Here is a 23,367-nt window from a genome sequence, read left to right on the forward strand (position 1 = left end):
TCGTCGGATAAAACAAACAAAGCGCCCGATGGCGCTTTGTTTGTTTCTGACGGGTGGTAACGGGGGACTAGCTCAGCCAGCCCAGCGCCATTGCCAGCCGGCCACAGAGCGCGGCCAGTATGATGCCGAGCAGGGTGCGCAGCAGCCAGATCATCACCAGCTGGCCCACGCTCACCGGGATCTTGGTGGCCAGGACGCAGGGGATGGAGGCGGAGAAGAACAGCACCGAGCTCACCGACACCACGGCCGCGACATAGCGCACCAGCAGATCGGCGTCCTTGAGCAGGATGGCGGGCAGGAACATCTCCGCCAGCCCCGCCGCGAGCGCCCTGGCCGTGACCAGCGGCTCGCCCAGATCCAGCAGCCAGGTCAGGGGCCACAGCAACCAGCCAAGCAGATCGAACAGCGGCGTGTGTTGCGCCAGCAACAGCCCGAGCAGGCCGACCGACAGGATGGTGGGCACCACGGCGGCCGCCATGTAGAGCCCATCCTTGAGGTTGTCCTTGAGCTGGCGCAGCACGGGATCCGCCTGGTTGGCCTGGGTCAGCCCCGAATCCAGCGCGGCTTGCCAGCGGCTCTTGCCGGCGGGCAGGGGCTCATCGGTCTCGCCGTGGTGCGCCATGCCGGAGATGGGGGGCACCCGCGCCAGGATGGCGGTGATGACGAAGGTGATCACCAGAGTGGACCAGAAGTAGAAGTTCCAGTGCTCCATCAGGTTGAGGGTCTTGGCCACGATGATCATGAAGGCGGCCGACACCGTGGAGAAGCCGGTCGCGATGATGACCGCCTCCCGCACCGTGTACTTGCCCGCCAGGAAGACCCGGTTGGTGATGAGCAGGCCGACCGAATAGCTGCCGACGAAGGAGGCGACCGCATCGATGGCGGAGTGGCCTGGGGTACGCCAGAGTGGCCGCATCACGGGTTGCATCAGCACCCCGATAAACTCGAGCAGGCCGAAGCCGAGCAGGAAGGTGAGGGCCATGGCGCCGATGGGGACGATGAGGCCCACCGACATGGCCAGCTTGTCGAACAGGAAGGGCAGCCGATCCTGGGTCATCAGCCAGGCCGGCCCCACGCCGGCCACATACATAACGGCCAGCCCCAGCCCGAGCAGCTTGAACAGGCTCAACAGCCGGTCGATGGGGCGGGCCCGCCAGCGGCCATCCAGCAGGGGGGTGATGGCGCCATAGGCGATCAGCAGCAGGATCAGCCCCAGGGCCAGCGGACGCTGCGCCATCAGGAATCCGGCCAGGTGATCCACCAGTATGGTGCTGCGTCCCGCCAGCTCAAAGGGCACGAAAAAGATGGCGATGCCCAACACACTGGTCAGCAGCAGCTTGATGCCTACCCCCGGTTTGACGGGAGCGGCGAGTACCTGTTCAGGTTCCATTCTTCCTCCTTGTGATCCCCATGGGGCAACTCCTTTTGTGGTGTGAAATTGTATATACAATATCCATCCAAGGCCGAAAGGAAAGCAATAAATAAACAAATGCGCAACATTCGGTTAATTTGGGTCTCGTATGAGGTTTGATTGTTGTTGGCAGGGGGAGGCAGGGGTGGAGACCCAGGGGGCAGCAGGAGGAGAAAAAATGGCTGCCGAGGGGAAGGTAAAGCGCAGTGCCTGGAAAAGTGTGCGGGACAAACCTGTGGTATAACGACAAAAGCAATATGAAACATTAGCTTGGATTTAAAAATTCCCTGCCCCTTCATTCATAGAGACTTTTCTCATTACTATTTATGGATTGGTCATAAAACCTTTGTTCATTTGACTACTTTTCGAGTTTCCCATTGCAGAGTAAGATGCCACTTCAATAAAAATAAGAATTGGGAGTTCGGGTGTGAAGGCATTAGAAAAAGAAAGGATATCGCCGTATATCAGCCAGTTATACGAGTGCGGTATTAATGACTCTGACATTAAGTTGGTGGTGGACCAATTTCGCTCCGACCTGTCCGGCAGCTCGTCCCTGTTCTTATTGCGGGATGATGACAAGAGCGACGGTATCAAGCTCTTCTCCAGCGGCCTGAGCGAGGCACAGCAGCAGTTCTATGTGCAGCACCATCGCCAGGATGTGTGGTTCAACCATTACCTGGACAAGGGCTGCCAGGGCATCGTGAGCGCCAACGCCATCTCCAACTCCGCCGGCCTGCTGGCCAGTTTTGGCGCCCAGTTCGCGGCGGGCGGCGTCTGCCGGGTGAAGGGACGCGGTCTCAGCAGCCTGTGCAGTTATCGCGGCGCCGCCCAGGATGACTTCAGTGCCCAGGATCTCACTTCCCTGACCGAAATTTATTCCGGCCTGGCTGCCTGGAGTCAGCATTATTGGAACCTGCTGGCCCTGGAAACTCAGAACTATCAGCTACAACAGTTGGTGAAAAACCATAATAAGCCCAGTGCCATCATCGATGACAAAGGCCATATTCATTATTCCAATGTGGCGTTTAACCGGATCTCCGATGAAAATGTGGAGTTGCGGGCGATAAATGGTATTTTCTCGCTGCAAAATAAGGAGCAGCAACGCCAGCTCAAGGAGATATTGAATGGCTTTGCCTATCTGCTACCGGGGGCGAGCGCTTATATGTCCATTCCCCGTCAGGCCAATTTAAGGCCGCTGCTGATCCAGTGCACCCTGATGAGTGGGCTCAGCCGCTTCGAGCGTTATGTCGAGGTGGTGCTGCGCGATCCCGAGCACTCCTTCAACCCGGATATCGAGGCGCTGGCCAGCCTCTATCCCCTCACCATAGGCGAGAAGGAGCTGCTGGTGCTGATGAGCAAGGGCTACAGCAGCAACGACATCGCCGAGCTGCGGGGAGTCAAGGTCGAGACCGTCCGCTCCACCCTGAAGGGGGTGTTCAAGAAGACCGACTGCCACAGCCAGAACGAGCTTCTGCTGCTGCTGCAATCCATCTCCTGAGGTGCCGCCAGCTATGCTTGGAGTGAGCCGGACATAGTGCCCGGCTTGCGCCTCCCGCCCGGGAGGCCTGTGGGGGAAGCGTCATGGAATCACTCAAGGCGAAGGATTATATGCAGACCAGGCCCATCACGTTCGGCGCGGACATGATGGTGCAGACGGCGGTCGCCAAGTTTCTCAACAGCCACCAGCTCGGCGGCCCTGTGGTGGATGCCAAGGGCCATCTGATCGGCTGGGTGTCAGAGCAGGACTGCATCGCCGTCATGTTGAAAGAGGCCTATCACTGCGAGCAGGTGGCCCAGGTCAAGGATGTGATGCGCAAGGAGGTGCTGGCGGTCGGACCCGACACCAGCATCCTGGAGCTGGCGGAGATGATGATGGGCCAGAAACCCAAGATCTATCCGGTGGTGGAGGAGGGGCGCCTGCTCGGGGTGATCAGCCGCCACAACGTGATGCAGGCAATCCATGCCCAGTTGGGCACCTGCTTCGTGCATCAGGCCAGGGGCTGACGCCCGGCTCGACATTCGTCATCAGGAGCAGGCCGGGTGCCTGCTCTTTTCATCCGCACCATTGCGCTTATCCGGACTCGGCACGCTTTAAGGCTTGCACCGCTCCCGCCCGCTCTTTAGGATCTCCCCAGCTATCGATATGGCCCCCCGCGGGCTTTCTATAAGGAATCTGTACCTTGTCTCTCTCTATCGAGGCGCTGCGCCGCCGTCTCTCTGCCTGCATGAATCTTGATGCCCGTCGCCTTTCCAGTCGCCTGCACGGGGTCAAGAAATTGCCTGAGGGCAAACAGACCGCCGTGCTGGAGACCCTGGCCGCCGAGCTGGACAGCGCCGAGGCGCGCTATCGCTCCCGCCTGGCGGGGGTGCCCAAGGTCACCTACCCGGCCAACCTGCCGGTCAGCCAGAAGCAGGCCGAGATCGCCAAGGCGATCAGTGAGCATCAGGTGGTGATCATCGCCGGCGAAACCGGCTCGGGCAAGACCACCCAGATCCCCAAGATCTGCCTGGCGCTCGGGCGCGGGGTGAAAGGCTACATAGGCCACACCCAGCCGCGCCGGCTGGCGGCCCGTACCGTGGCGGCCCGCATCGCCGAGGAGATGCAGTCCGAGCTCGGCCAGTACGTGGGCTACAAGGTGCGCTTCACCGATCAGGTGAGCGAGCAGACCCACATCAAGCTGATGACCGACGGCATCCTGCTGGCGGAGATCCAGCACGATCGGATGCTGACCCAGTACGACACCATCATCATCGATGAGGCCCACGAGCGCAGCCTCAACATCGACTTCATCCTGGGCTACCTCAAGCAGCTGCTGCCGAGGCGGCCGGATCTCAAGGTGATCATCACCTCGGCCACCATAGATCCCCAGCGCTTCTCCAATCACTTCAACCAGGCGCCGGTGATAGAAGTGTCCGGTCGCACCTACCCGGTGGAGGTGCGCTATCGCCCGCTGCTGGAGGGTGAGGGGGATCGCGACGAACTGCAGGGCATCTTCGATGCGGTCGAGGAGCTGGCGCGCGAAGGACTGGGGGACATCCTCATCTTCATGAACGGCGAGCGGGAGATCCGCGACACCACCGACGCCCTGCGCAAGCTCAACCTGCGCGATACCGAGGTGCTGCCGCTCTACGCGCGCCTCTCCAACAGCGAACAGAACAAGGTGTTCCAGCAGCACGCGGGGCGGCGCATCGTGCTCGCCACCAACGTGGCGGAGACCTCGCTGACGGTGCCGGGCATCCGCTATGTGATCGATCCGGGTACCGCCCGCATAAGCCGCTACTCCTGGCGCACCAAGGTGCAGCGTCTGCCCATAGAGCCGGTCTCCCAGGCCAGCGCCAACCAGCGCATGGGGCGCTGCGGTCGGGTCGCGGACGGTATCTGCATCCGCCTCTACAGCGAGGAAGATTTCAACAACAGACCCGCCTTCACCGATCCCGAGATCCTGCGCACCAACCTGGCCTCGGTCATCCTGCAGATGCTGGCGCTGGGCCTTGGCAACATGGAGGCCTTCCCCTTCGTCGAGCCGCCGGAGTCGCGCCACATCAAGGACGGTCTCTCCCTGCTCAAGGAGCTGGAGGCGGTGCGCGAGCTGCCCGCCAGCCGCGAGCAGGAGCCCAAGCTGCAGCTGACCGAGAGTGGCCGCCAGCTGTCGCGTATCCCGCTTGATCCCAGGCTCGCCAAGATGGTGATCACGGCGGCGCAGACCGGCTGCCTGAGCGAGGTGATGGTGATCACCGCTGGCTTGAGCATCCAGGATCCGCGCGAGCGGCCCATGGAGAAGAAGCAGGCCGCCGACGAGCAGCACCGCCGCTTCGAGGATAAGGAGTCCGACTTCCTCGCCTTCGTCAACCTGTGGAACTACCTGAAAGAGCAGCAAGACCTGCTGGGCAGCAACCCGTTCCGCCGCCTGTGTCAGAAGGAGTTTCTCTCCTACCTGCGGGTGCGCGAGTGGCAGGATATCCACTTCCAACTGCGCCAGACGGTGAAAGAGCTGGGCTTCAAGAGCAACTCGGAGCCCGCTGACTTCAAGACGGTGCACTGCGCCCTGCTGACCGGCCTGCTCAGCCACATCGGCAACAAGGATCTGGAGAAACCGGAGTTTCTGGGGGCCCGCAACGGTCGCTTCCACCTCTTCCCGGCCTCCGGCCTGTTCAAGAAGCCGCCCAAGTGGGTGATGGCCGCCGAGCTGGTGGAGACCTCCCGCCTCTATGCCCGCATCAACGGCCGCATCGAGCCCGAGTGGGTGGAGCCGCTGGCCGGTCACCTCATCAAGCTGCATCACAGCGACCCCCACTGGTCGAAGAAGAACGGCGCCGTCATGGCCAAGGAGAAGGTGACCCTCTATGGCCTGACCCTGGTCAACGAGCGGCTCATCAACTTCAGCACCCTGGATCCCGTCCTGTGCCGTGAGCTGTTCATCCGCCGCGCCCTGGTGGAGGGGGACTTCGAGACCCGCCATCGCTTCTTCGGCGAGAACCGCAAGCTGCTGGCCGAGGTGGAGGCGCTGGAGCACAAGTCGCGCCGCCGCGACATCCTGGTGGATGACGAGGACCTGTTCCGCTTCTACGACGCCCGCTTGCCCCAGGAGGTGATCTCCAGCCGTCACTTCGACAAGTGGTGGAAGGAGGCGCAGAAGCAGGATCCCGAACTGCTCAACTTCGAGCGGGAGATGCTGATGAAGGGGGATGCGGCCCACATCAGCGATCTCGACTACCCGAACTTCTGGCAGCAGGGGCGGCTCAAGCTCAAGCTGAGCTACCAGTTCGAGCCTGGGGAGGCGGCCGACGGCGTCACCCTGCACATCCCGCTGCCGCTGCTCAACCAGGTGGAGGTGAAAGGCTTCGAGTGGCTGATCCCCGGCCTGCGTCACGAGCTGCTGGTGGCGCTGATCAAGTCGATGCCAAAGCCGATGCGCAAGAACTTCGTGCCGGCCCCCAACTATGCCGATGCGCTGCTCGCCAGCATCAACCCCGAGCAGGGGCCGCTGCTGGACGAGATGGAGCGCCAGCTGCGGCGCATGACAGGGGTGACGGTGCCGCGCGAGGCCTGGGATTGGTCGGCGGTGCCCGATCACCTGAAACTCACCTTCCGGGTGCTGGATGACAAGCACAAGCCCATCGCGGAGGGCAAGGATCTGGAGGCGCTCAAGGAATCCTTGCGTGGCAAGGTGCAGGAGACCCTGTCCCAGGTGGCGGATGACGACATAGAGCAGTCCGGCCTCACCCTGTGGAGCTTTGGCGAGCTGCCGAAGGAGTACAGCCAGAAGCGCGGCGGCTTCGAGGTGAAGGCCTATCCGGCTTTGGTCGATCAGAAAGACTCGGTCGCGATCCAGTTGGTGGAGAGCTCGGTGGCCCAGCAGCAGCTGATGTGGAGCGGTCAGCGTCGGCTGATCCTGCTGGGGGTGCCATCCCCCATCAAGTACCTGCAGGAGAAGCTGCCGAACAAGGCCAAGCTCGGCCTCTACTTCAACCCCTTCGGCAAGGTGGCGGAGCTGATCGATGACTGCATCGCCTGCGGCTGCGACAAGCTGATCGAGCGCCACGGCGGCCTGGCCTGGGATGAAGCGGGCTTCGAGGCGCTCAAGGAGTTCGTGCGCGCCGAGCTCAACGATGCCGTGGTGGAGGTCGCGAGTCAGGTGGAAACCGTGCTGACCCTGTCCCACGAGATCAAGAAACGGCTCAAGGGCAAGATGCAGCTCGATACCGCCTTCGCCATGTCCGACATCCAGTTGCAGCTCGACAAGCTCATCCACAAGGGCTTCGTGACCGAGACCGGCTGGCAGCGGCTGCCGGACCTGCTGCGCTACCTGCGCGCCATCGAGCGGCGGATGGAGAAGCTGGCCATCGATCCGAACCGCGACCGGGTCTACATGCTCAAGGTGCAGAGCGTCGAGGCCGACTACAAGGCGCTGCTCGCCAAGATCCCTAAATCCCAGCCGATCCCGGCCGAGGTGGCCAACATCCGCTGGATGATCGAGGAGCTGCGGGTCTCCTTCTTCGCCCAGCAGCTGGGGACCCCTTATCCGGTCTCCGACAAGCGGGTCTTGAATGCGATAGCCCAATGCTAAGTTGCTATGTGGCTGTTTTTCTGCGCCATAATGTGACGAAATGCTTGGGCGAAGAGAGCGAGGGGAGGTGGTGATGCTGGGGATCTGGTTAGGAGTGGCGCTGGTCAACATCAGCGGCTATCAACCCATTGCGGAGCAAACCTGGGTGCAGCTCAATCCGGAATACTATCCGCTGCACCGCGCCGTGCCCCCCATCTTCGTGGCCTGGCGGGGCAACCAGTTCCCGCCGCTGGAACAGAAGAAGAAGAACGGCCATTGGCAAGTCCTGTTCCCCGCCCGGCTGGTGCCCCCTTTCGATCTATTCGAGGGGGAGGCCCAGCTCTCCAAGGCGTATCTGGCGCGCCTCAAGCGCATCGACGAGATGGCCTATGGCATGGCGCCCCATCAAGCGGTCAGTCAACTCGCCAGTGCGCCCTCGTCATGGGATGAGGGGAGCAGTGCCCCCTTTATCGCCGAGTTCTCGCTGCCGGGGATGAGCGCGGCAAAGGGAAGGACGACGGAGACGGAACCCCTGCTGGCCAGCCTGATGCGTCATGGCGCCCTGGGCGCGCAGGCGTCCCAGCGGGCCACTGCAGTGCAGATCGCGGCCGTCAGCCAGCTGGTCGAGGCGACCACCCTGACCCTGTCTGCGCCGGCGGCGGGAGGCGAGTCGCGGCTCTGCCATCAGGTGGTGGCGGGGGAGACCCTCTGGCGCATCGCGAGCCAGCTGGTGGGGCAGGGAGCCCAGGCCGGGGCCGATACCTACAGCTATCTGCTGGCGCTGGTGGCGGAGAACCGGACCAGCATGGGCAAGGGGATCCAGGTGCGGGCCGGCCAGAGCCTCTATTGCCCGCGGGCCGAGACCCTGGCCCAGTTCGATGCCATGAGCCCGGCCCAGCGCCAGCAACAGTTTGCCCGGCTGGAGCAGGGGCACTGATCGCCGAGGGCCCGCAGCCGCGACAGTTTGTCTGACGGGAAGGCGCGGGGCGGATCCCGCACGGTTCGCGGCTTGTATCCGCTATGACCCCATGCTAGTATTCGCGCTCGTTTTGCGAGGTGCTGACCGGTCGCAGTCAACACCATAAATTCATCTTAAAAGAGATAACCACTATGTCTTTCGTATTCCAAGCTGAAGTCCGTTCTGACCTGGGGAAAGGTGCGAGCCGCCGCCTGCGTCACGCTGACCAAGTTCCTGCCATCATCTACGGTGCAGGCAAAGAAGCTCTGTCCATCACCCTGGACCACAAAAAAGTAGTACTGGCCCAAGAAAAGCCGGAATTCTACGAGTCCGTACTGACCATGGTCATCAACGGCGAAGAAGTTAACGTAAAAGTGAAGGCTATCCAGCGTCACCCGGTACGTTACAAGCTGGTTCACCTGGACTTCGTTCGCGTCTAATCGCGTCGATCCGGTTGAATAAAGAAGCCACTCTTCGGAGTGGCTTTTTGCATTCTGGCACGCTTGCTGCGGCCATGAAAAAGGGCGACCCGCGGGTCGCCCTTGTCGTCTGCCTCTCTACCAGACCGGCTGGGTGAGGTAGGGATTGCTGACCCGCTCGCGACCGAAGGTGGAGCTGGGACCGTGGCCCGGCACGAAGACGATGTCATCGCCAAGGGGCAGCAGGGTCTCGGTGATCGAGCGAATGAGGGTGGCGTGATCGCCACGGGGAAAGTCGGTGCGGCCGATGCCACCGGCGAACAGCACATCGCCGACCCAGGCGAGCCGCTCGGCCTGGCTGAGCAACACCACATGGCCCGGGGTGTGGCCGGGGCAGAAATAGACCTCCAGCTCGCAGTTGCCGACAGTCACCTTGTCGCCCTGCGCCAGCCAGCCGTCCGGGCTGAAGGCGGGGGTGTGGGCAAAGCCAAACATCTGGCTCTGCTGGGGCAGCATGTCGAGCCAGAAGGCGTCTTCCTTATGGGGACCGATGATCTTGACCCCGCTCTGCTCGCGCAGTTGGTCGGCGCCCCCCACGTGATCCAGATGACCGTGGGTCAGGATGATCTTCTCCAATACCAGATCGTGCCGGGCGATGGCCGCCAGCAGCTTGTCTGTCTCACCACCGGGATCGATCAGCGCCGCCTGGCGGGTCTCGTCGCACCAGATGAGGGAGCAGTTCTGGGCGAAAGGGGTGACCGGGATCACCTCGTATTTCAACATGCTGGGGTCTCCTGATTGGCCTCTGCGGCCTGCTGCTCGGCGAAGAAGGCGAGGCAGGCCTGCTTGTCGCCCCGAAAGCGGATCCGCTCCCGTTTGTTGTTGAGCTGATAGAGATACATGGGATCGTAGTAGCGGGTCAGCAACAGGCGGATCCAGGCTAGGTGCAGCTCGGTGTGACCGCTGCCGGCCTGCTCGCAGAGGGCCGCTTGCATCAGCTGATCCAGTTCGCGATGATCCCTGTCCCCGAGCCGCTTCTTGAGGCGCGCCAGGGCATCGGTCAGGTAGCCGGCAAACAGCGGCCAGCCCTCATCGGCGCCATACATCTCCTGGTAGCGTTGCCAGAGATCCTGTACGTAATCGACCCGGATCTGCTCGGCCCGCTCCTCTTGCGGCACATCCACCACCACCAGCGGTGCCTGGCACATGGCCTCATAGAGGCTATGGGGCAGGGCGCAGCGGCCGATGAGACGGCTCTCGTCCTCCACCACGAAGGCGTGCTCGCCCCGGTGACGGCGCTTGAGCAGCTCGATGGCGATATTGTTCTCGAAGTTGATGTTGCTGGGCTGGCCGCCCGGCAGCTGGCCGAAGGAGGAGCCCCTGTGATGGGCGTGCCCCTCCAGATCCACCGCCTGGGCAACCTGGCCCAGCATATGGGTCTTGCCGGAGCCGGTCATACCGGTCAGCACGGTCCAGTGGCACTCGGTCGCGGCCCTGTCCTGGGTGTCGATCAAGAAGCGGCGCAGCTCCTTGTAGCCCCCGGCCACCCGCGGACGGGTGACGCCGGCCTCGTGCAGCCACTGCTGCACCGTCTGCGAGCGCAGGCCGCCACGGAAACAGTAGAGCAGGGCATCGGGCTGCTGGCGCAACTGGGCCAGCCAGCCCTCGAGGCGCTCGGCGCGCACCGCGCCGCCCACCAGCTTGTGGCCGAGCGCGATGGCGGCGGCCTGGCCCTGCTGCTTGAAACAGGTGCCCACCTTGGCGCGCTCCTCGTCCGTCATCAGCGGCAGGCTGACGGCAGTGGGGAAGGCGCCCTCCTTGAATTCGATGGGGGCGCGCAGGTCGATGAGCGGCACATCCTGCAAGAAGATCCCGGCCAGGTCCGTGGCGAGTGGCAGTTCACTCATCGTGCATCACCCCGCAAGGCCTGGGCCAGATCGATGTCGGCGGCAAACCGCGATGAACTCATTGGATGACCTCGATAAAGCGTTCGCCATCCAGCGCCTTCATCACGCCGATGGGGGAGAGGCTGAGGCCGGCATCGGCGGCGATGCTCAGCAGCTCGGCTTCGCTCTCCTTGCCGACGGCCACCAGCAGGCCGCCGCTGGTCTGGGGATCGCACATGATGTTGCGGGTGCGATCGTCCATGGCATCGAGCTTGTGACCATAGGAGTCGTGGTTGCGCAGGGTGCCACCGGGCACGCAGCCCTCGGCCAGGTAGTAATCCACCTCGTCCAGCAGCGGCAGCGCCCCGAACTCGAGGCGGGCGCACAGCTTGGAGCCTTCGCACATCTCCAGCAGGTGGCCGGCCAGACCGAAGCCGGTCACGTCTGTCATGGCGTGCACGCCCGGCAGGGCTGCGAACTGTTGGCCGATCTTGTTGAGGGTGCACATGGCGTCGGGGGCCAGCTGCTCGTGCTCGGGCTTGAGCTTGCCCTTCTTCTGGGCCGTGGTGAGGATGCCGATGCCGAGCGGTTTGGTCAGATAGAGCACATCGCCCGCCTTGGCGGTGTCGTTCTGCTTGATGGCATCGAGCGGCACTATGCCGGTCACCGCCAGGCCGAAGATGGGCTCGGGGGCGTCGATGCTGTGGCCGCCGGCCAGGGAGATCCCCGCCTCGTGACACACCTGGCGGCCGCCGTCGATCACCTGCTGGGCCACTTCCGGGGCCAAGGTGTTGATGGGCCAGCCGAGGATGGCGATGGCGACGATGGGCTTGCCACCCATGGCATAGATGTCGCTGATGGCGTTGGTGGCGGCGATGCGGCCGAAGGTGAAGGGGTCATCGACGATGGGCATGAAGAAGTCGGTGGTGGAGACGATGCCCTGACCGTTGCCGATGTCCACCACGGCGGCGTCATCCTTGCTGCTGTTGCCCACCACCAGGGTCGGATCGTCGAACCCCGGGATCTGGCTCTTGAGAATGGTGTCGAGCACCTTGGGGGAGATTTTACAGCCGCAGCCAGCGCCGTGGCTGTATTGGGTCAGACGAATGGAAGACATACTTACCCCTCTTGGTTCAAGCTCGTTCAGGCTGGTGCGACGCTGCTCGAGAACGGCGCGGCCATCACGGTACGGATAGATCGCAGAAAACGGGTGACCTTGGCTGGCATAGCGGGCGGACCGCTGAATGGGCCGTCGAGTCGGACGGGGCGCCGGGGGCAGGGACCCCACAGCAGCGCCACCAAGGGCCACGGGACGGGGCATTATGCCACAAAGCGAGTGCGGGATCCGAACCGCAATTGAGATGAATGCACGCGGACGAGGCGTGTGGGCACCGCCGTGGCCCTGATGGCCGGGAGTGGCTCTGCTACAACTTAGGCATCCCTTTCTCGCAAGGTCATCACCATGAGCCTGAGCTGGTTCTCCTGGGCCCTGTTATCGGCCATCTTCGCCGCCCTGACTGCCATCTTTGCCAAGCTGGGGGTGCAGCATATCAACTCGGATCTGGCGACCCTGATCCGCACCGCTATGATCTTGCTGGTGCTCGGCTGTTACATTGGGCTCAGCCACCAGTGGAGCAACCCGCTGCAGCTGTCTGGCCACAGCTGGCTGTTCCTCGGCCTGTCGGCGCTGGCGACCGGGGCCTCCTGGCTCTGCTACTTTAGAGCTTTGCAGCTGGGGGAGGCCTCCCAGGTCGCACCGATCGACAAGTTCAGCCTGGTGCTGGTGGTGCTCTTCGCCTGCCTCTTCCTCGGCGAGCGGCCCGCGCCGCGGGAGTGGCTGGGCATCGGCCTGATTGCGGTTGGGGTACTGGTGCTCGCCATCAGGCGCTAGGGGCGCGACGGCTGGTTCGGCACACCTGGCAAGTCTGCGGGCGGCAGGCGCCGAAGGATGGGGATAGACTGGGTTGTCACCCACCGAAGCGGAGCAGCCTTGTCATGAAACTCTATGCCCACCCTTTCTCGTCCTACTGCCAGAAGGTGCTGATCGCCCTCTACGAGAACGCCCTGCCGTTTGACTATCGCAACCTGGAGGATCCCCAGGCCAACGCCGAGCTGGCGGCCCTCTGGCCCCTCAAGCGCTTCCCCGTCCTGCAGGATGGCAAGCGCACCGTGCTCGAGAGCAGCACCATCATCGAGTATCTCCAGTGTCATTATCCCGGTCCCCAATGCCTGATCCCGGCCGGTGATGCGGGCATCAAGGTGCGGATGCTCGATCGCCTGTTCGACAGCTATGTGATGACCCCGATGCAGAAGGTGGTACTGGACCAGCTGCGGCCAGAGTCTGAGCGCGACAGCCATGGGGTGGCCGAGGCCCGCGAAATATTGGACAAGATCTACCCCTGGCTCGACGAGCGGCTCGAAGGGCGCCGCTGGATCGCCGGTGATGCCTTCACCCTGGCGGACTGCTCTGCCGCCCCCTCGCTCTTCTATGCAGATTGGGCCCATGAGATCCCGCCCGTTCACGCCAGGCTGCGGGCCTACCGTGCCCGTCTGCTGAGTCGACCCTCGGTCGCCCGGGCGGTGGACGAGGCGCGGCCATTTCGCCACTACTTCCCGCTGGGGGCGCCGGATCGTGACTGAACAGGGCGGTGGCAGGCTGTCCTCACAGGCTCAGCGTCTTGTCGAACCAGGCAGCAGCAAGCGCGCAGGGGGGCGACGGCATCAGCAGGGGAAACGCAATGCTTTATGCATGTAAATGGGTTTTTATGAAAATAGTGTCGATATTTCCCCGGGGAATTTTCAATATCAGTGATTGAATGTGCAGTTTTTTTTGCATAGACAAGAGCGCAACCCTCTCTCCTGCCGTTGAGGTTGAGTTCCCCAAGCCCGACTCGGCAGGTAGGGAAGGGCGGGGGACTGTGGCAAGCCCCTTGGTCAGCGTGACCCTCGTTATCTCTTGCCGTGGAAAGGCGCAAACAAAAGGCCCGCTAGCGATAGCGGGCCTTTTCTGTGACACGGTAGGTCTCCCTTTACTGGCAAAGAGAGCCCTGCGGTCGCTGCGGCTTAGCGGGCGCGCACCGCCAGCCCCTTCAGGTAGAAGCCTTCCGGATAGGCGGTGCCGATGGGGTGATCGGAGGCCTGGGACAGCAGCTCCAGGATCTGGGCATCGCGGCCGGCGTCCAGCGCGGCATCGGCCACTATCTTCTGGAACAGGCTCTGCTCCATCAGGCCGGAGCAGGAGTAGGTCAGCAGTACGCCACCCGGCGCCAACAGCTGGAACGCCAGCATGTTGATGTCCTTGTAGCCACGGCAGGCACCCAGCAACTGGGCCTTGCTCTCGGCAAACTTCGGCGGGTCCAGCACGATGACATCGAACTTCTCGCCCTTCTCGCGGTATTCGCGCAGCAGCTTGAACACATCGTGGCGGACGAACTGGGTGTTGGAGACATCCAGCCCGTTCAGCTCGGCGTTCTGGCGGGCCATGTCCAGCGCATTCTGAGAGAGATCCACGTTGACCACCTCACGGGCGCCGCCCTTGAGGGCGTAGATGCCGAAGCCACCGGTGTAGCAGAAGCAGTTAAGCACCCGCTTGCCTTCGGCGTACTTGGCCACCGCCTGGCGGTTGTCGCGCTGATCCAGATAGAAGCCGGTCTTGTGACCGTTGCGGATGTCCACCAGGATCTTGACGCCGTCGTTCTCTTCGATCATCACCGGCTCGGTCGGGGCCTCGCCATGGATGACGCCGGTGCGCTCCTGCAGGCCCTCTTTCTTGCGTACCGCCACGTCGGAGCGCTCATAGATGTTGCACTCGGGGTAGAGGGTACGCAGCGCCTGGGTGATCAGCTCGCGCTGGAACTCGGCCCCGGCGGAGAGGATCTGGCACACCAGGAAGTTGGCGTAGCGATCTATGGTCAGGCCCGGCAGGCCGTCCGACTCGGCGGCGCACAGGCGATAGCCGGTGAGACCCTGACGCTTGATCAGCGGATCCCGGGATTCCTGGGCATATTTGAGGCGGCGGATAAAGAAGTCCAGATCGATGGTCTCTTCTTTATCGAAGGTCCAGACCCTGGCCCGGATCTGGGAGCTGCCGGACCAGGCGCCACGGGCGAGCCACTTGCCATCGTTGCTGTAGATCTCGACGGTGTCGCCATCGATGGGGTTGCCTTGCACCTTGTCGATCCCCTTGGAGAAGATCCAGGGATGACGGCGCAGCAGGGATTTTTCGCGGCCTTTGACGAGATAGATGTATGTGCTCATGGGTGTTTGCCGATGCCAGGAAGAGGAGGGGGCACATTCTAGTGTTAAAGGAGGCCTTAAGCCAGCCTTGCCCCGCGGCTTTCGTGGGCCCGCCCTGCGCCTCGCCGGTCCTGACGCGCCGCCAATGTTAAACAACTCGATAAACCTGAACCTTATCTGTCACTTGTCGGCAACAAACTTCTGCAATTGTTAGCCAGCTCGCGGTGTGAGCCGGGAAAAGCGGGCACAGTATGTGCGCCGTCTGGCTCTTGCCTGCGGCAGCTAACAAGGTGCTGCGGCCTCAGGGTCGCCCAATATCACTGGCAACAATAAACAAGAAAGGAAGGCTTAACATGTCAGGAAGACACTCTCTGCTGGCGCTCTCGATCGGGCTGGCATTGTCTGGACAGGTGCAGGCACAGCTGCTCATCACCGAATATCTGGAAGGATCCGGCAACAACAAGGCGGTGGAGCTGAGCAATCTCGGCGCCAGCGCGGTCGATCTCGGTCAATACCGGCTGGCCCTCTACGCCAACGGCCGCACCCTGGCGGCGGGACCGACCAACAGCCTGGCCCTGCAAGGGACCCTGGCCCCCGGCGCCAGCCTGGTGCTGGCCCACCCCTCGGCGCTGGCCGCCACCCTGGCCAAGGCCAACCAGCTCAGCGGCAACCTGGTGTTCAACGGCGACGATGGGCTGGTGCTCTATCGGGGGGACGAGATAGTCGACAGCCTGGGTCAGATCGGGGTGGATCCGGGCACCGCCTGGGTGTCCGGCGCCGTCTCGACTCTGGACATGACGCTGCGGCGCAAGGCCAGCGTCAACCTGGGGCGCACCGGGGCCGAGGCCGCCTTCGACCCGGCGGCGGAATACCAGGGCTTCGCCCGGGATGAGGTGAGCGGCCTGGGTTGCAGCGGCGAGCAGAGCTGCGATGGCTCGCAGCCGCCGGTCTTCGCCTGTCCGGTGGACGAGCTGATCTCCGTACCGGCCATTCAAGGCAGCGGTGATCGCAGCCCGCTGGTGCCGGCCGGCAAGTTCGAATCCGAGACCGCCCATGCCACCCGCGGGGTGGTGACCCAGGTCGTGAGCGGTCTCTATAAAGGCTTCTTCATCCAGGACGCGCAAGGGGACGGCGATCCCGCCAGCTCCGATGGCCTGTTTGTGCAGAGCAGCCAGACCAGCGGGCTGGTGCCCGGGGCCGAGGTGTGTGTCTCTGGCAAGGTGAAGGAGTACTACAACCAGACCCAGCTCAGCGCCGACGCCCTGACGGTGACCCAGCCCATGGTGGGCTTGGTGCCGGCTGTGGATCTGGTAGCGACGGCGGGCGAGAGCCTGACCACCCTGCTGGAGCGCCACGAGGGGATGCGGGTGCGGCTGGTGCCCGAGTCCAGCCTGGTGGTCACCCGCAACTTCAGCTTCGACTACGATGGCAAGCGCAACAACCTGGTGCTGGCCTACGGCGCGCCGCTCATCAAGTCGACCCAGAAATTCCCGGCCATGAGCGAGCAGGCGAGCCAGTGGGCCGAGCGCAATCGGCTGAATCAGCTGGTGGTCGAGACCGATGCCAAGGCGCCGGATGGCGTCCTGCCCTGGTATCCCGCCTTCGATGCCGAGCAGGGCTATCTGCGCATCGGCGATCGGTTGAGCAACCTGGAAGGGGCCATCGGCTACTCCTATGACTTCTACCGGCTGCTGGCGGACAACCGCATCACCCCGGCGGACGTGGATCACCGCGGCTGGGATAGGGTGCAGACCCCGGAGCTGGCCGGCGCGGGGGATCTGCGGGTGGCCAGCTTCAACGTGCTCAACTTCTTCACCACAGTGGTGGGGGGCGATGCCAACCCGACCGGCAGCAACCGAGGCGCCCTGACGGTGGCCGAGTTCGAGTTGCAGCGCACCAAGATCGTCAGCGCCATCACCCGGCTCAATGCCGATGTGGTCGGGCTGATGGAGATAGAGAACAACGGCTATGGGGAGAACTCCGCCATCGCCAATCTGGTGGGGGCCCTCAACGCCGCCCTGCCGGACGAGCAGGATCACTACGCCTGGGTGGCCTCGCCGGATGGCCAGCCCATGGGCACGGACGCCATCACGGTGGGGCTCATCTACCGGCCCGCCAAGGTGAACCTGGAGGGCGGCTCTCAGCTGATCCCGCTGCCGGTGCAGCTGGCCGAGGCCGTCGACGGCGCGGGCAAGCCGGTCAGCATCCGGCAGGGCATGCGCGACTCCCTGATGCAGCGCTTCCGCTCACCCAAGGGGGATGCGCCGCTGACCCTGGTGGTCAACCACCTCAAGTCCAAGGGCTCGGCCTGCTACGAGGACTATCCCGACTATGCCAGCGCCGATCCCCTGGATGGGCAGGGGCACTGCAACGCGCTGCGGGTCTCCGCCGCGAAAGTGCTGGGGGAGCGACTCAAGCAGGAGGCGGGGGATCTGCTGGTGATCGGGGATCTCAACGCCTACGGGATGGAGGATCCGGTGCGGGTGCTGACCGACTATGATCCGGCCGCCCAGAGCCGCCAGATCATGAGTGCCGGCTTCACCCAGCTGGCGGGGCAACCCTATGAGGAGCAGCCGGGCGCGGTGGGCAAGGGGGCCGGGCTGGTCAACCTCAACACCCAGTTCCACGGCACCGACACCTACTCCTACAGCTATGAGGGGGAGCTGGGCAATCTGGATCACGCCCTGGCGAGCCAGAGCCTGGTGAGCAAGGTGATCGGCATCGAGGATTGGCACATCAACTCGGCCGAGAGCAACTTCTTCGAGTACGGCAGTAAGTTTTCGGGTCAGCTGGCCAAGTCCGAGGGGCCGTTCAGCGCCTCGGATCACGATCCCGTGCTGGTGGCCATCCAGTACCCACTGCCGCCGACCGGGGAGCTGAGTCTGAGCCAGAGCGCGGCCAGTGTGGAGGAGGGCAACACCCTCAGCCTGGCGGTGCAACGGCTGGCCGGCAGCCATGGCGCCGCCAGCGTCAGCTGGCGCGTGCAGCACGGCAGCGCCGACGGCCAGGATGTGGCGCAGCTCGGCGGGGTGCTGAACTGGGCCGACGGGGACAAGGAGGAGAAGACCCTGCAGATCCCCATCCTGAGCGACACCCGCAACGAAGGGGATGAGACCTTCAGCCTGGTGCTGCACGATGCCAGCGGTGCCACTCTGGGGGAGCAGCATCAGACCCTGGTGACCATCAAGGACAAGTTGGCCCCCTCCACCATCGCGCTGCAGAGTCCCGTCATCAAGGTGAGTGAGGGTGACTGGCTGGTCGAGATCCCGCTGGTGCGCAGCGGCGACCTGCGTCAGCCCGCCCGTGCCCAGCTGGCACTCGATGGCCTGAGCGCCCGCTGGGGGCTGGACTTTCTGCCCTGGTTTGGCCAATCCGTGAGCTGGGCCGCCGGTGAGGGCGGCGTCAAGTCCATCAAGGTGCTGGTCATCGACGACTGGTTTGTCGAGCCCACCGAGCAGTTCAGGGTCAGCCTGCAGCGGCTGCAAGGGGCGCAGGCCGGTGATCAGCAGGAGACCCGGGTCGATATCCAGGACAACGACAAGTCCTGGTGGCCCTTCGGGCGCTGAGTCGGCAGGCAGAAAGGGACCCGAGGGTCCCTTTTTTCATCCGGCGTTTTATAGGACGATAAAATGTGTGCCAATAAAAAAGGCCATCCGTTGGATGGCCTTGTCGTTTGTGGTGGCGAGCCTCAGATCCGCAGACCCGTCATCGCCTGACTCAGCTCGGTGGCGGTGGCCTTGAGGCCTGAGGTGCCGGCGACCGAGGCGCTGGCCGACTCTTCCACCCGACCGGCCTCGTTGCGCACCTGATCCAGGTTGCGGGTGATCTCCTCGGCGACCGAGCTCTGCTCCTCGCTGGAGGTGGCGATCTGGGTGCTCATCTCCAGCACCGCGTCGCTGTGGCTGCTCAGCTTGTCGATGTCCTGTCCCACCTCGGTGATGAGCGCCTGGCTGCTGGCGGCGCGGCCGACGGTCTTCTCCATGATGTCGTTGAGCGCGCCTGTGCCGGCCTGCAGCTCCTCGATCATCTGCTGGATCTCCACCGTGGCCTGCTGGGTGCGGCTGGCGAGGGTGCGCACCTCATCGGCCACCACCGCAAAACCGCGACCCTGCTCGCCGGCCCGGGCGGCCTCGATGGCGGCATTGAGCGCCAGCAGGTTGGTCTGCTGGGAGATGGCGTTGATGACGCTGACCACCTCGTTGATGCGATTGGCGTTGTGGGTCAAGCGCTCGACGGCGCCCGAGGCGTTGCCAATCTCATCGGCCAGGGTACGGATCGCCGTGATGGTGCGGGCCACCCGCTCGGCGCCGTTGGCGGCCTCCTCGCTGGACTGGCGGGTCTGCAGCAGGGTGTCGTTGGCGTTGCGGGCGACTTCCCTGATCGCGGCGGACATCTGCTCCATGGCGGCGGCGAGAGAGTCCATGTGCTGGCGCTGGGCACGGGCCAGGGTTTCCCCGTCGCTGGCGTGCTCGCGGAACTCGTCGGCGGCCATGGCCAGCGCCTCGGCGGACTCATCCACGAGGCGCACTATCTTGTGCTGGCGATCGGTGAATCTGTCTATGCTGCCGGCCAGGATGGAGAACTCGTCCCGCACCGGGAAGAAGTTGAGGCGGAAGGTGAGATCCCCGTCTGCCACCGTCTGCAGCGCCTTGTTGGTGGAGTAGAGCGCCCCCGCCACGAAGGTCATCAGATAGTGGGTGATGAGGGCCAGCAGGGCGGCCAGCACGGCGATGATGGTGAGAGTCTTGCCTTGCCCGTCCCACGGGGAGTAGTGGCTGGTATCCAGGGTGCCGGTGACATAACCGGCCTGACCCGCGCTCGCGCTGAAGCTGTAGTGATCCCCTTGCTGGCTCAGGCCGCCGCTGGCGGTCTGGCTCAGGGTGAGCTCGGCCGGCAGGCGGAGGGTCGGTTGCTGGCTCACCAGTTGCGCCGTGGTCTCGACCCGTTGCTGCAACTGATCCAGCCGCAGCTGCATCTGCCGATCATGACCGTCGGCCAGCAGATACCAGGTGAGGAAGGCGATGAACAGCAGGGGGCACCAGAAGGTGATGAGAAATTTTTCGCTGATTGTGAGGTGAATGAGATAACGGTCAACCCACCGAAACTTTACTTCTTTCATAATGATATTGCGTCCTGCAAGGGAAGAGTGTCGCACTCATTATCGCCTTGGAGGGAAATTTCTTAAGGGAAAGGTGCCGAAAATGGGAGAGCAATCGTTTGTCGTCCGGGTCTGGGGCCAGGTGCAGGGCGTGGGATTTCGCTACTTCACCCGGGAGCGGGCTCTGCAGCTGGGGCTGCGGGGTCATGCCTACAATCTGGAGGATGGCTCGGTCGAGATCCTGATCGCCGGCCCCGAGCAGAGGGTGCAGATGATGCTGGGCTGGCTGGAGCACGGCCCCAGGACGGCGACTGTGACCCGAATGGAGTGTGCCAAGGCAGCGCCGCCCACGGGTAGCGGCTTTCATACCAACTAGCAGAAGGGAGGCAAGAGCATGGAGAGGATGCCACAGACGGCATGGCTGGAGCAGGCACACGGGCTCATCGATCAGTATTGGGCGGCCACCCTGGCCCTGCGCCAGAGGGCGGATGTGGCCGAGGTGCACGCCTACCGGATCGCGGCCCGCCGGCTGCTGGCGCTGCTCGCCCTGTGGCGCCCCCTGATCCACCAACCCGGGCTGGAGCGGCGCCTGCACCGCGCGACCTGTCGACTCTCCGCCCTGCGGGATGCCCAGGTGTATGGGGAGCGCTTCGGCGGCAAGGCCGTCCCCATGCCGCCAGTCCGGGTGCCCATGTTGACGGTGCGCCTGGAGCGCTGGATCAGCCGCCTGGCCCAGGTGCCCACCGACTTCAATCCCTTGCCGCTGTTTCAACTGCAGCTGGTGCTGCGGCTGGCCGACGGGCTGGCGGCGCCGTTGGATGCCACCGCCGCCAGTGAGCGGCGCCAGTTGCGCCATTGGCATCGGTTGCGGCTGATCCTCAAGCAGACCCGCTACGGGGTGGAGCTGCTGGTCGGGCAGGGGGTCGGCGATCCGGCCTGGCTGGCCATGCTGATCGAGTGGCAGGAGCGGCTCGGTCAGCTGCAGGATGGTCGGCAATGGCTCAGACGGCTGCGCCGCAAGCGGGTCAGCGACAAGCGCAAGCGTCAGCTACGTCGGTTGGAAGAGGCGATGCACTGCCAGTTGCAGCAGCTCGATTGTCAGCAGGCGGAGCTGGTCGGGCTCAGGATGGCGATGCTGCGCCCGGCCTGACGATGGATCCCGGCCCTGCCGCGGTGATGAAGAGCGAGAAAGGAAGAGATAAAAAAAGAGAGGCCAATGGCCTCTCTTCTTGATCGCAGCGTGTTGATTACAGCGTGCGGGTCGCGCTTACTTGACGCGCATGCCGGGCTGGGCGCCTGCCTGCGGCTCCAGGATCCAGAGATCCTTGCCGCCCGGGCCTGCGGCCAGCACCATGCCCTCGGACATGCCGAAGCGCATCTTGCGCGGCGCCAGATTGGCCACCATCACGGTCAGCTTGCCTTCCAGATCTTCCGGGTTGTAGGCGGACTTGATGCCGGCGAACACCTGACGGGTCTCGCCACCCAGATCCAGCTGCAGCTTGAGCAGCTTGTCGGCCTCCGGCACGGCTTCGGCCTTCTTGATCAGCGCCACGCGCAGGTCCAGCTTGGCAAAGTCCTCGTAGGATATGGTCGGGCTGATGGGGTCATCCGCCAGCGGACCGGCCACCTTGGGTGCCTGCTCCTTGGCCAGATCTTCCTTGGAGGCTTCGATCATGGCCTCAACCTTGGCGGGCTCGATGCGGGAGAACAGCGCCTTGAACGGGGCCAGCTGGTGGTTGCACAGCGGCTTGGCGACTCCTTCCCAGCTGAGGGTCTCACCCAGGAAGGCTTCGGTGCGCTCGGCCAGCAGCGGCATGACGGGTTTGAGGTAAGCCATCAGCACCCGGAACAGGTTGATGCCGACGGAGCAGACGTCCTGCAGCTGCGCATCCGCGCCTTCCTGCTTGGCGATGACCCAGGGGGCCTTGTCGTCCACGTAGCGGTTGGCCTTGTCGGCCAGCGCCATGATCTCGCGAATGGCGCGGCTGAACTCGCGGGCCTCGTAGGCGTCGGCAATAGCCGCACTGGCGTTGGCAAACTCGGCGTAGAGCTCGGGTTCGCTGCAGTTGTCAGCCAGCTTGCCGTCGAAGCGCTTGGTAATGAAGCCGGCGTTGCGGGAGGCCAGGTTGACCAGCTTGTTGACCACATCGGCATTGACGCGGGAGACGAAGTCTTCCAGGTTCAGATCCAGATCGTCGATGCGGCTGTTGAGCTTGGCGGCGTAGTAGTAACGCAGGCACTCCGGATCCAGGTGCTTGAGATAGGTGCTCGCCTTGATGAAGGTGCCCTTGGACTTGGACATCTTGGCGCCGTTGACGGTCACATAGCCGTGCACGTTGACCTTGGTCGGCTGGCGGAAACCCGCCCCTTCCAGCATGGCCGGCCAGAACAGGCAGTGGAAGTAGGCGATGTCCTTGCCGATGAAGTGATAGAGCTCGGCGGTGGAGTCTTTCTTCCAGTAGCTGTCGAAATCGATGTCGCCGCGCTTGTTGCACAGGTTCTTGAACGACGCCATGTAGCCGATGGGGGCATCCAGCCAGACGTAGAAGTACTTGCCAGGGGCGCCCGGGATCTCGAAGCCGAAGTAAGGGGCATCACGGGTGATGTCCCACTGCTGCAGGCCGCTCTCGAACCACTCCTGCATCTTGTTGGCCATCTCTTCCTGGATGGCGCCGGAGCCGCGCACCCAGCCGGCGAGCCAGGTTTCGAACTGGGGCAGGTCGAAGAAGAAGTGCTCTGAGTCCTTCATCACCGGGGTCGCACCTGAGACGGCGGATTTCGGATCGATGAGCTCGGTCGGGCTGTAGGTGGCACCGCAAGCGTCGCAGTTGTCACCGTATTGCTCGGGGGACTTGCACTTGGGGCAGGTGCCCTTGACGAAGCGGTCCGGCAGGAACATGGACTTTTCCGGATCGAACAGCTGGGTGATGGTACGGCCCTTGATGAAGTCGCCCTCTTTCAGGCGCCCGTAGATCAGCCCCGCCAGCTCGCGGTTCTCGTCGCTGTGGGTGGAGTGATAGTTGTCAAAGCTGATGTTGAAGCCGGCGAAATCCGTCTGATGTTCTTCGGACACGGCCGCGATCATCGCTTCCGGGGTGATCCCGAGCTGCTGCGCCTTGAGCATGATGGGGGTGCCGTGCGCATCGTCGGCACAGACGAAATGCACCTGATGGCCACGCATTCGCTGATAACGAACCCAGATATCGGCCTGGATGTGTTCCAGCATGTGACCGAGATGGATGGAGCCATTGGCATAGGGGAGGGCGCAGGTTACCAGCATTGTACGAGGATCAGTTGCCATAATACGTTCTT

17 protein-coding genes are annotated in these 23,367 nt (G+C 63.6%); 10 read left to right on the plus strand and 7 right to left on the minus strand.

Annotated features, from left to right (window positions below; genetic code table 11):
• Positions 1-67: 67 nt before the first annotated feature.
• Entirely contained in the window at positions 68-1,390 is a 1,323-nt protein-coding gene (locus EL255_RS10340; protein WP_042654795.1) for a YjiH family protein, read from the minus strand.
• A 448-nt stretch (positions 1,391-1,838) separates the two neighbouring features.
• Here EL255_RS10340 and EL255_RS10345 point away from each other — a divergent pair, with 448 nt between their 5' ends.
• The 5 genes from EL255_RS10345 (at position 1,839) to rplY (ending at position 8,856) form a co-directional block, all read left to right on the plus strand.
• Positions 1,839-2,909: a helix-turn-helix transcriptional regulator gene (locus EL255_RS10345; protein WP_042654794.1), complete on the plus strand. Its 1,071-nt coding sequence runs from the start codon at positions 1,839-1,841 to the stop codon at positions 2,907-2,909.
• 83 nt (positions 2,910-2,992) lie between these two features.
• A complete protein-coding gene (locus EL255_RS10350) occupies positions 2,993-3,415 on the plus strand; it encodes a CBS domain-containing protein (RefSeq protein ID WP_042654793.1) in 423 nt (140 codons plus the stop codon).
• 176 nt (positions 3,416-3,591) lie between these two features.
• Complete coding sequence (gene hrpA, locus EL255_RS10355; RefSeq protein WP_042654792.1) at positions 3,592-7,479, plus strand: ATP-dependent RNA helicase HrpA; 3,888 nt, start codon at positions 3,592-3,594, stop codon at positions 7,477-7,479.
• 73 nt (positions 7,480-7,552) lie between these two features.
• A complete protein-coding gene (locus EL255_RS10360; protein ID WP_042654791.1) occupies positions 7,553-8,395 on the plus strand; it encodes a hypothetical protein in 843 nt (280 codons plus the stop codon).
• 173 nt (positions 8,396-8,568) lie between these two features.
• Positions 8,569-8,856, plus strand: coding sequence for a 50S ribosomal protein L25 (rplY, locus tag EL255_RS10365; protein ID WP_042654790.1), 288 nt, complete (start codon positions 8,569-8,571; stop codon positions 8,854-8,856).
• Positions 8,857-8,973: 117 nt separating this feature from the next.
• Here the strand turns inward: rplY and EL255_RS10370 are convergent, their stop codons facing one another.
• The 3 genes from EL255_RS10370 to selD are packed head-to-tail and all read right to left on the minus strand — an operon-like array spanning position 8,974 to position 11,838.
• Positions 8,974-9,618 (minus strand): MBL fold metallo-hydrolase, encoded by a 645-nt coding sequence (locus tag EL255_RS10370; RefSeq protein WP_042654789.1) that lies wholly within the window; start codon positions 9,616-9,618, stop codon positions 8,974-8,976.
• Positions 9,612-10,742 (minus strand): tRNA 2-selenouridine(34) synthase MnmH, encoded by a 1,131-nt coding sequence (gene mnmH / locus EL255_RS10375; protein WP_042654788.1) that lies wholly within the window; start codon positions 10,740-10,742, stop codon positions 9,612-9,614. The genes EL255_RS10370 and mnmH overlap by 7 nt, the downstream gene beginning before the upstream one ends.
• Positions 10,743-10,800: 58 nt before the next feature.
• Complete coding sequence (selD, locus tag EL255_RS10380; protein ID WP_042654787.1) at positions 10,801-11,838, minus strand: selenide, water dikinase SelD; 1,038 nt, start codon at positions 11,836-11,838, stop codon at positions 10,801-10,803.
• Between the two features lie 345 nt (positions 11,839-12,183).
• Here selD and EL255_RS10385 point away from each other — a divergent pair, with 345 nt between their 5' ends.
• Together EL255_RS10385 and EL255_RS10390 are read left to right on the plus strand one after the other, a co-directional pair.
• A complete protein-coding gene (locus tag EL255_RS10385; protein ID WP_042654786.1) occupies positions 12,184-12,612 on the plus strand; it encodes an EamA family transporter in 429 nt (142 codons plus the stop codon).
• Between the two features lie 104 nt (positions 12,613-12,716).
• Positions 12,717-13,361: a glutathione S-transferase family protein gene (locus tag EL255_RS10390; protein ID WP_042654785.1), complete on the plus strand. Its 645-nt coding sequence runs from the start codon at positions 12,717-12,719 to the stop codon at positions 13,359-13,361.
• 423 nt (positions 13,362-13,784) lie between these two features.
• On the opposite strand, the gene EL255_RS10395 is transcribed toward EL255_RS10390, so the two are convergent.
• Positions 13,785-14,978, minus strand: coding sequence for a class I SAM-dependent methyltransferase (locus EL255_RS10395; RefSeq protein ID WP_042654784.1), 1,194 nt, complete (start codon positions 14,976-14,978; stop codon positions 13,785-13,787).
• 332 nt (positions 14,979-15,310) lie between these two features.
• Between EL255_RS10395 and EL255_RS10400 the strand changes: the two genes are divergently transcribed.
• Entirely contained in the window at positions 15,311-18,523 is a 3,213-nt protein-coding gene (locus EL255_RS10400) for an ExeM/NucH family extracellular endonuclease (protein WP_042654783.1), read from the plus strand.
• A 122-nt stretch (positions 18,524-18,645) separates the two neighbouring features.
• Here the strand turns inward: EL255_RS10400 and EL255_RS10405 are convergent, their stop codons facing one another.
• Positions 18,646-20,076, minus strand: a complete 1,431-nt coding sequence (locus tag EL255_RS10405) for a methyl-accepting chemotaxis protein (protein WP_042654782.1) — start codon at positions 20,074-20,076, stop codon at positions 18,646-18,648.
• 82 nt (positions 20,077-20,158) lie between these two features.
• Between EL255_RS10405 and EL255_RS10410 the strand changes: the two genes are divergently transcribed.
• Positions 20,159-20,431, plus strand: a complete 273-nt coding sequence (locus EL255_RS10410) for an acylphosphatase (protein WP_042654781.1) — start codon at positions 20,159-20,161, stop codon at positions 20,429-20,431.
• Between the two features lie 18 nt (positions 20,432-20,449).
• Positions 20,450-21,205: a CHAD domain-containing protein gene (locus EL255_RS10415; protein ID WP_042654780.1), complete on the plus strand. Its 756-nt coding sequence runs from the start codon at positions 20,450-20,452 to the stop codon at positions 21,203-21,205.
• 117 nt (positions 21,206-21,322) lie between these two features.
• Here EL255_RS10415 and metG read toward each other — a convergent pair whose 3' ends face one another.
• Positions 21,323-23,356, minus strand: coding sequence for a methionine--tRNA ligase (metG, locus tag EL255_RS10420; protein ID WP_042654779.1), 2,034 nt, complete (start codon positions 23,354-23,356; stop codon positions 21,323-21,325).
• Between the last annotated feature and the right edge of the window lie 11 nt (positions 23,357-23,367).

The organism is Aeromonas encheleia (assembly GCF_900637545.1).
Taxonomy (GTDB): Bacteria; Pseudomonadota; Gammaproteobacteria; order Enterobacterales; family Aeromonadaceae; genus Aeromonas; species Aeromonas encheleia.

Coding starts and splice junctions, on each gene's coding strand:
- EL255_RS10340 (WP_042654795.1), bottom strand. CDS start 1,390: ATGGAACCTGAACAGGTACTCGCCGCTCCCGTCAAACCGGGGGTAGGC.
- EL255_RS10350 (WP_042654793.1), top strand. CDS start 2,993: ATGGAATCACTCAAGGCGAAGGATTATATGCAGACCAGGCCCATCACG.
- EL255_RS10360 (WP_042654791.1), top strand. CDS start 7,553: ATGCTGGGGATCTGGTTAGGAGTGGCGCTGGTCAACATCAGCGGCTAT.
- rplY (WP_042654790.1), top strand. CDS start 8,569: ATGTCTTTCGTATTCCAAGCTGAAGTCCGTTCTGACCTGGGGAAAGGT.
- EL255_RS10370 (WP_042654789.1), bottom strand. CDS start 9,618: ATGTTGAAATACGAGGTGATCCCGGTCACCCCTTTCGCCCAGAACTGC.
- mnmH (WP_042654788.1), bottom strand. CDS start 10,742: ATGAGTGAACTGCCACTCGCCACGGACCTGGCCGGGATCTTCTTGCAG.
- selD (WP_042654787.1), bottom strand. CDS start 11,838: ATGTCTTCCATTCGTCTGACCCAATACAGCCACGGCGCTGGCTGCGGC.
- EL255_RS10385 (WP_042654786.1), top strand. CDS start 12,184: ATGAGCCTGAGCTGGTTCTCCTGGGCCCTGTTATCGGCCATCTTCGCC.
- EL255_RS10390 (WP_042654785.1), top strand. CDS start 12,717: ATGAAACTCTATGCCCACCCTTTCTCGTCCTACTGCCAGAAGGTGCTG.
- EL255_RS10395 (WP_042654784.1), bottom strand. CDS start 14,978: ATGAGCACATACATCTATCTCGTCAAAGGCCGCGAAAAATCCCTGCTG.
- EL255_RS10400 (WP_042654783.1), top strand. CDS start 15,311: ATGTCAGGAAGACACTCTCTGCTGGCGCTCTCGATCGGGCTGGCATTG.
- EL255_RS10405 (WP_042654782.1), bottom strand. CDS start 20,076: ATGAAAGAAGTAAAGTTTCGGTGGGTTGACCGTTATCTCATTCACCTC.
- EL255_RS10410 (WP_042654781.1), top strand. CDS start 20,159: ATGGGAGAGCAATCGTTTGTCGTCCGGGTCTGGGGCCAGGTGCAGGGC.
- EL255_RS10415 (WP_042654780.1), top strand. CDS start 20,450: ATGGAGAGGATGCCACAGACGGCATGGCTGGAGCAGGCACACGGGCTC.
- metG (WP_042654779.1), bottom strand. CDS start 23,356: ATGGCAACTGATCCTCGTACAATGCTGGTAACCTGCGCCCTCCCCTAT.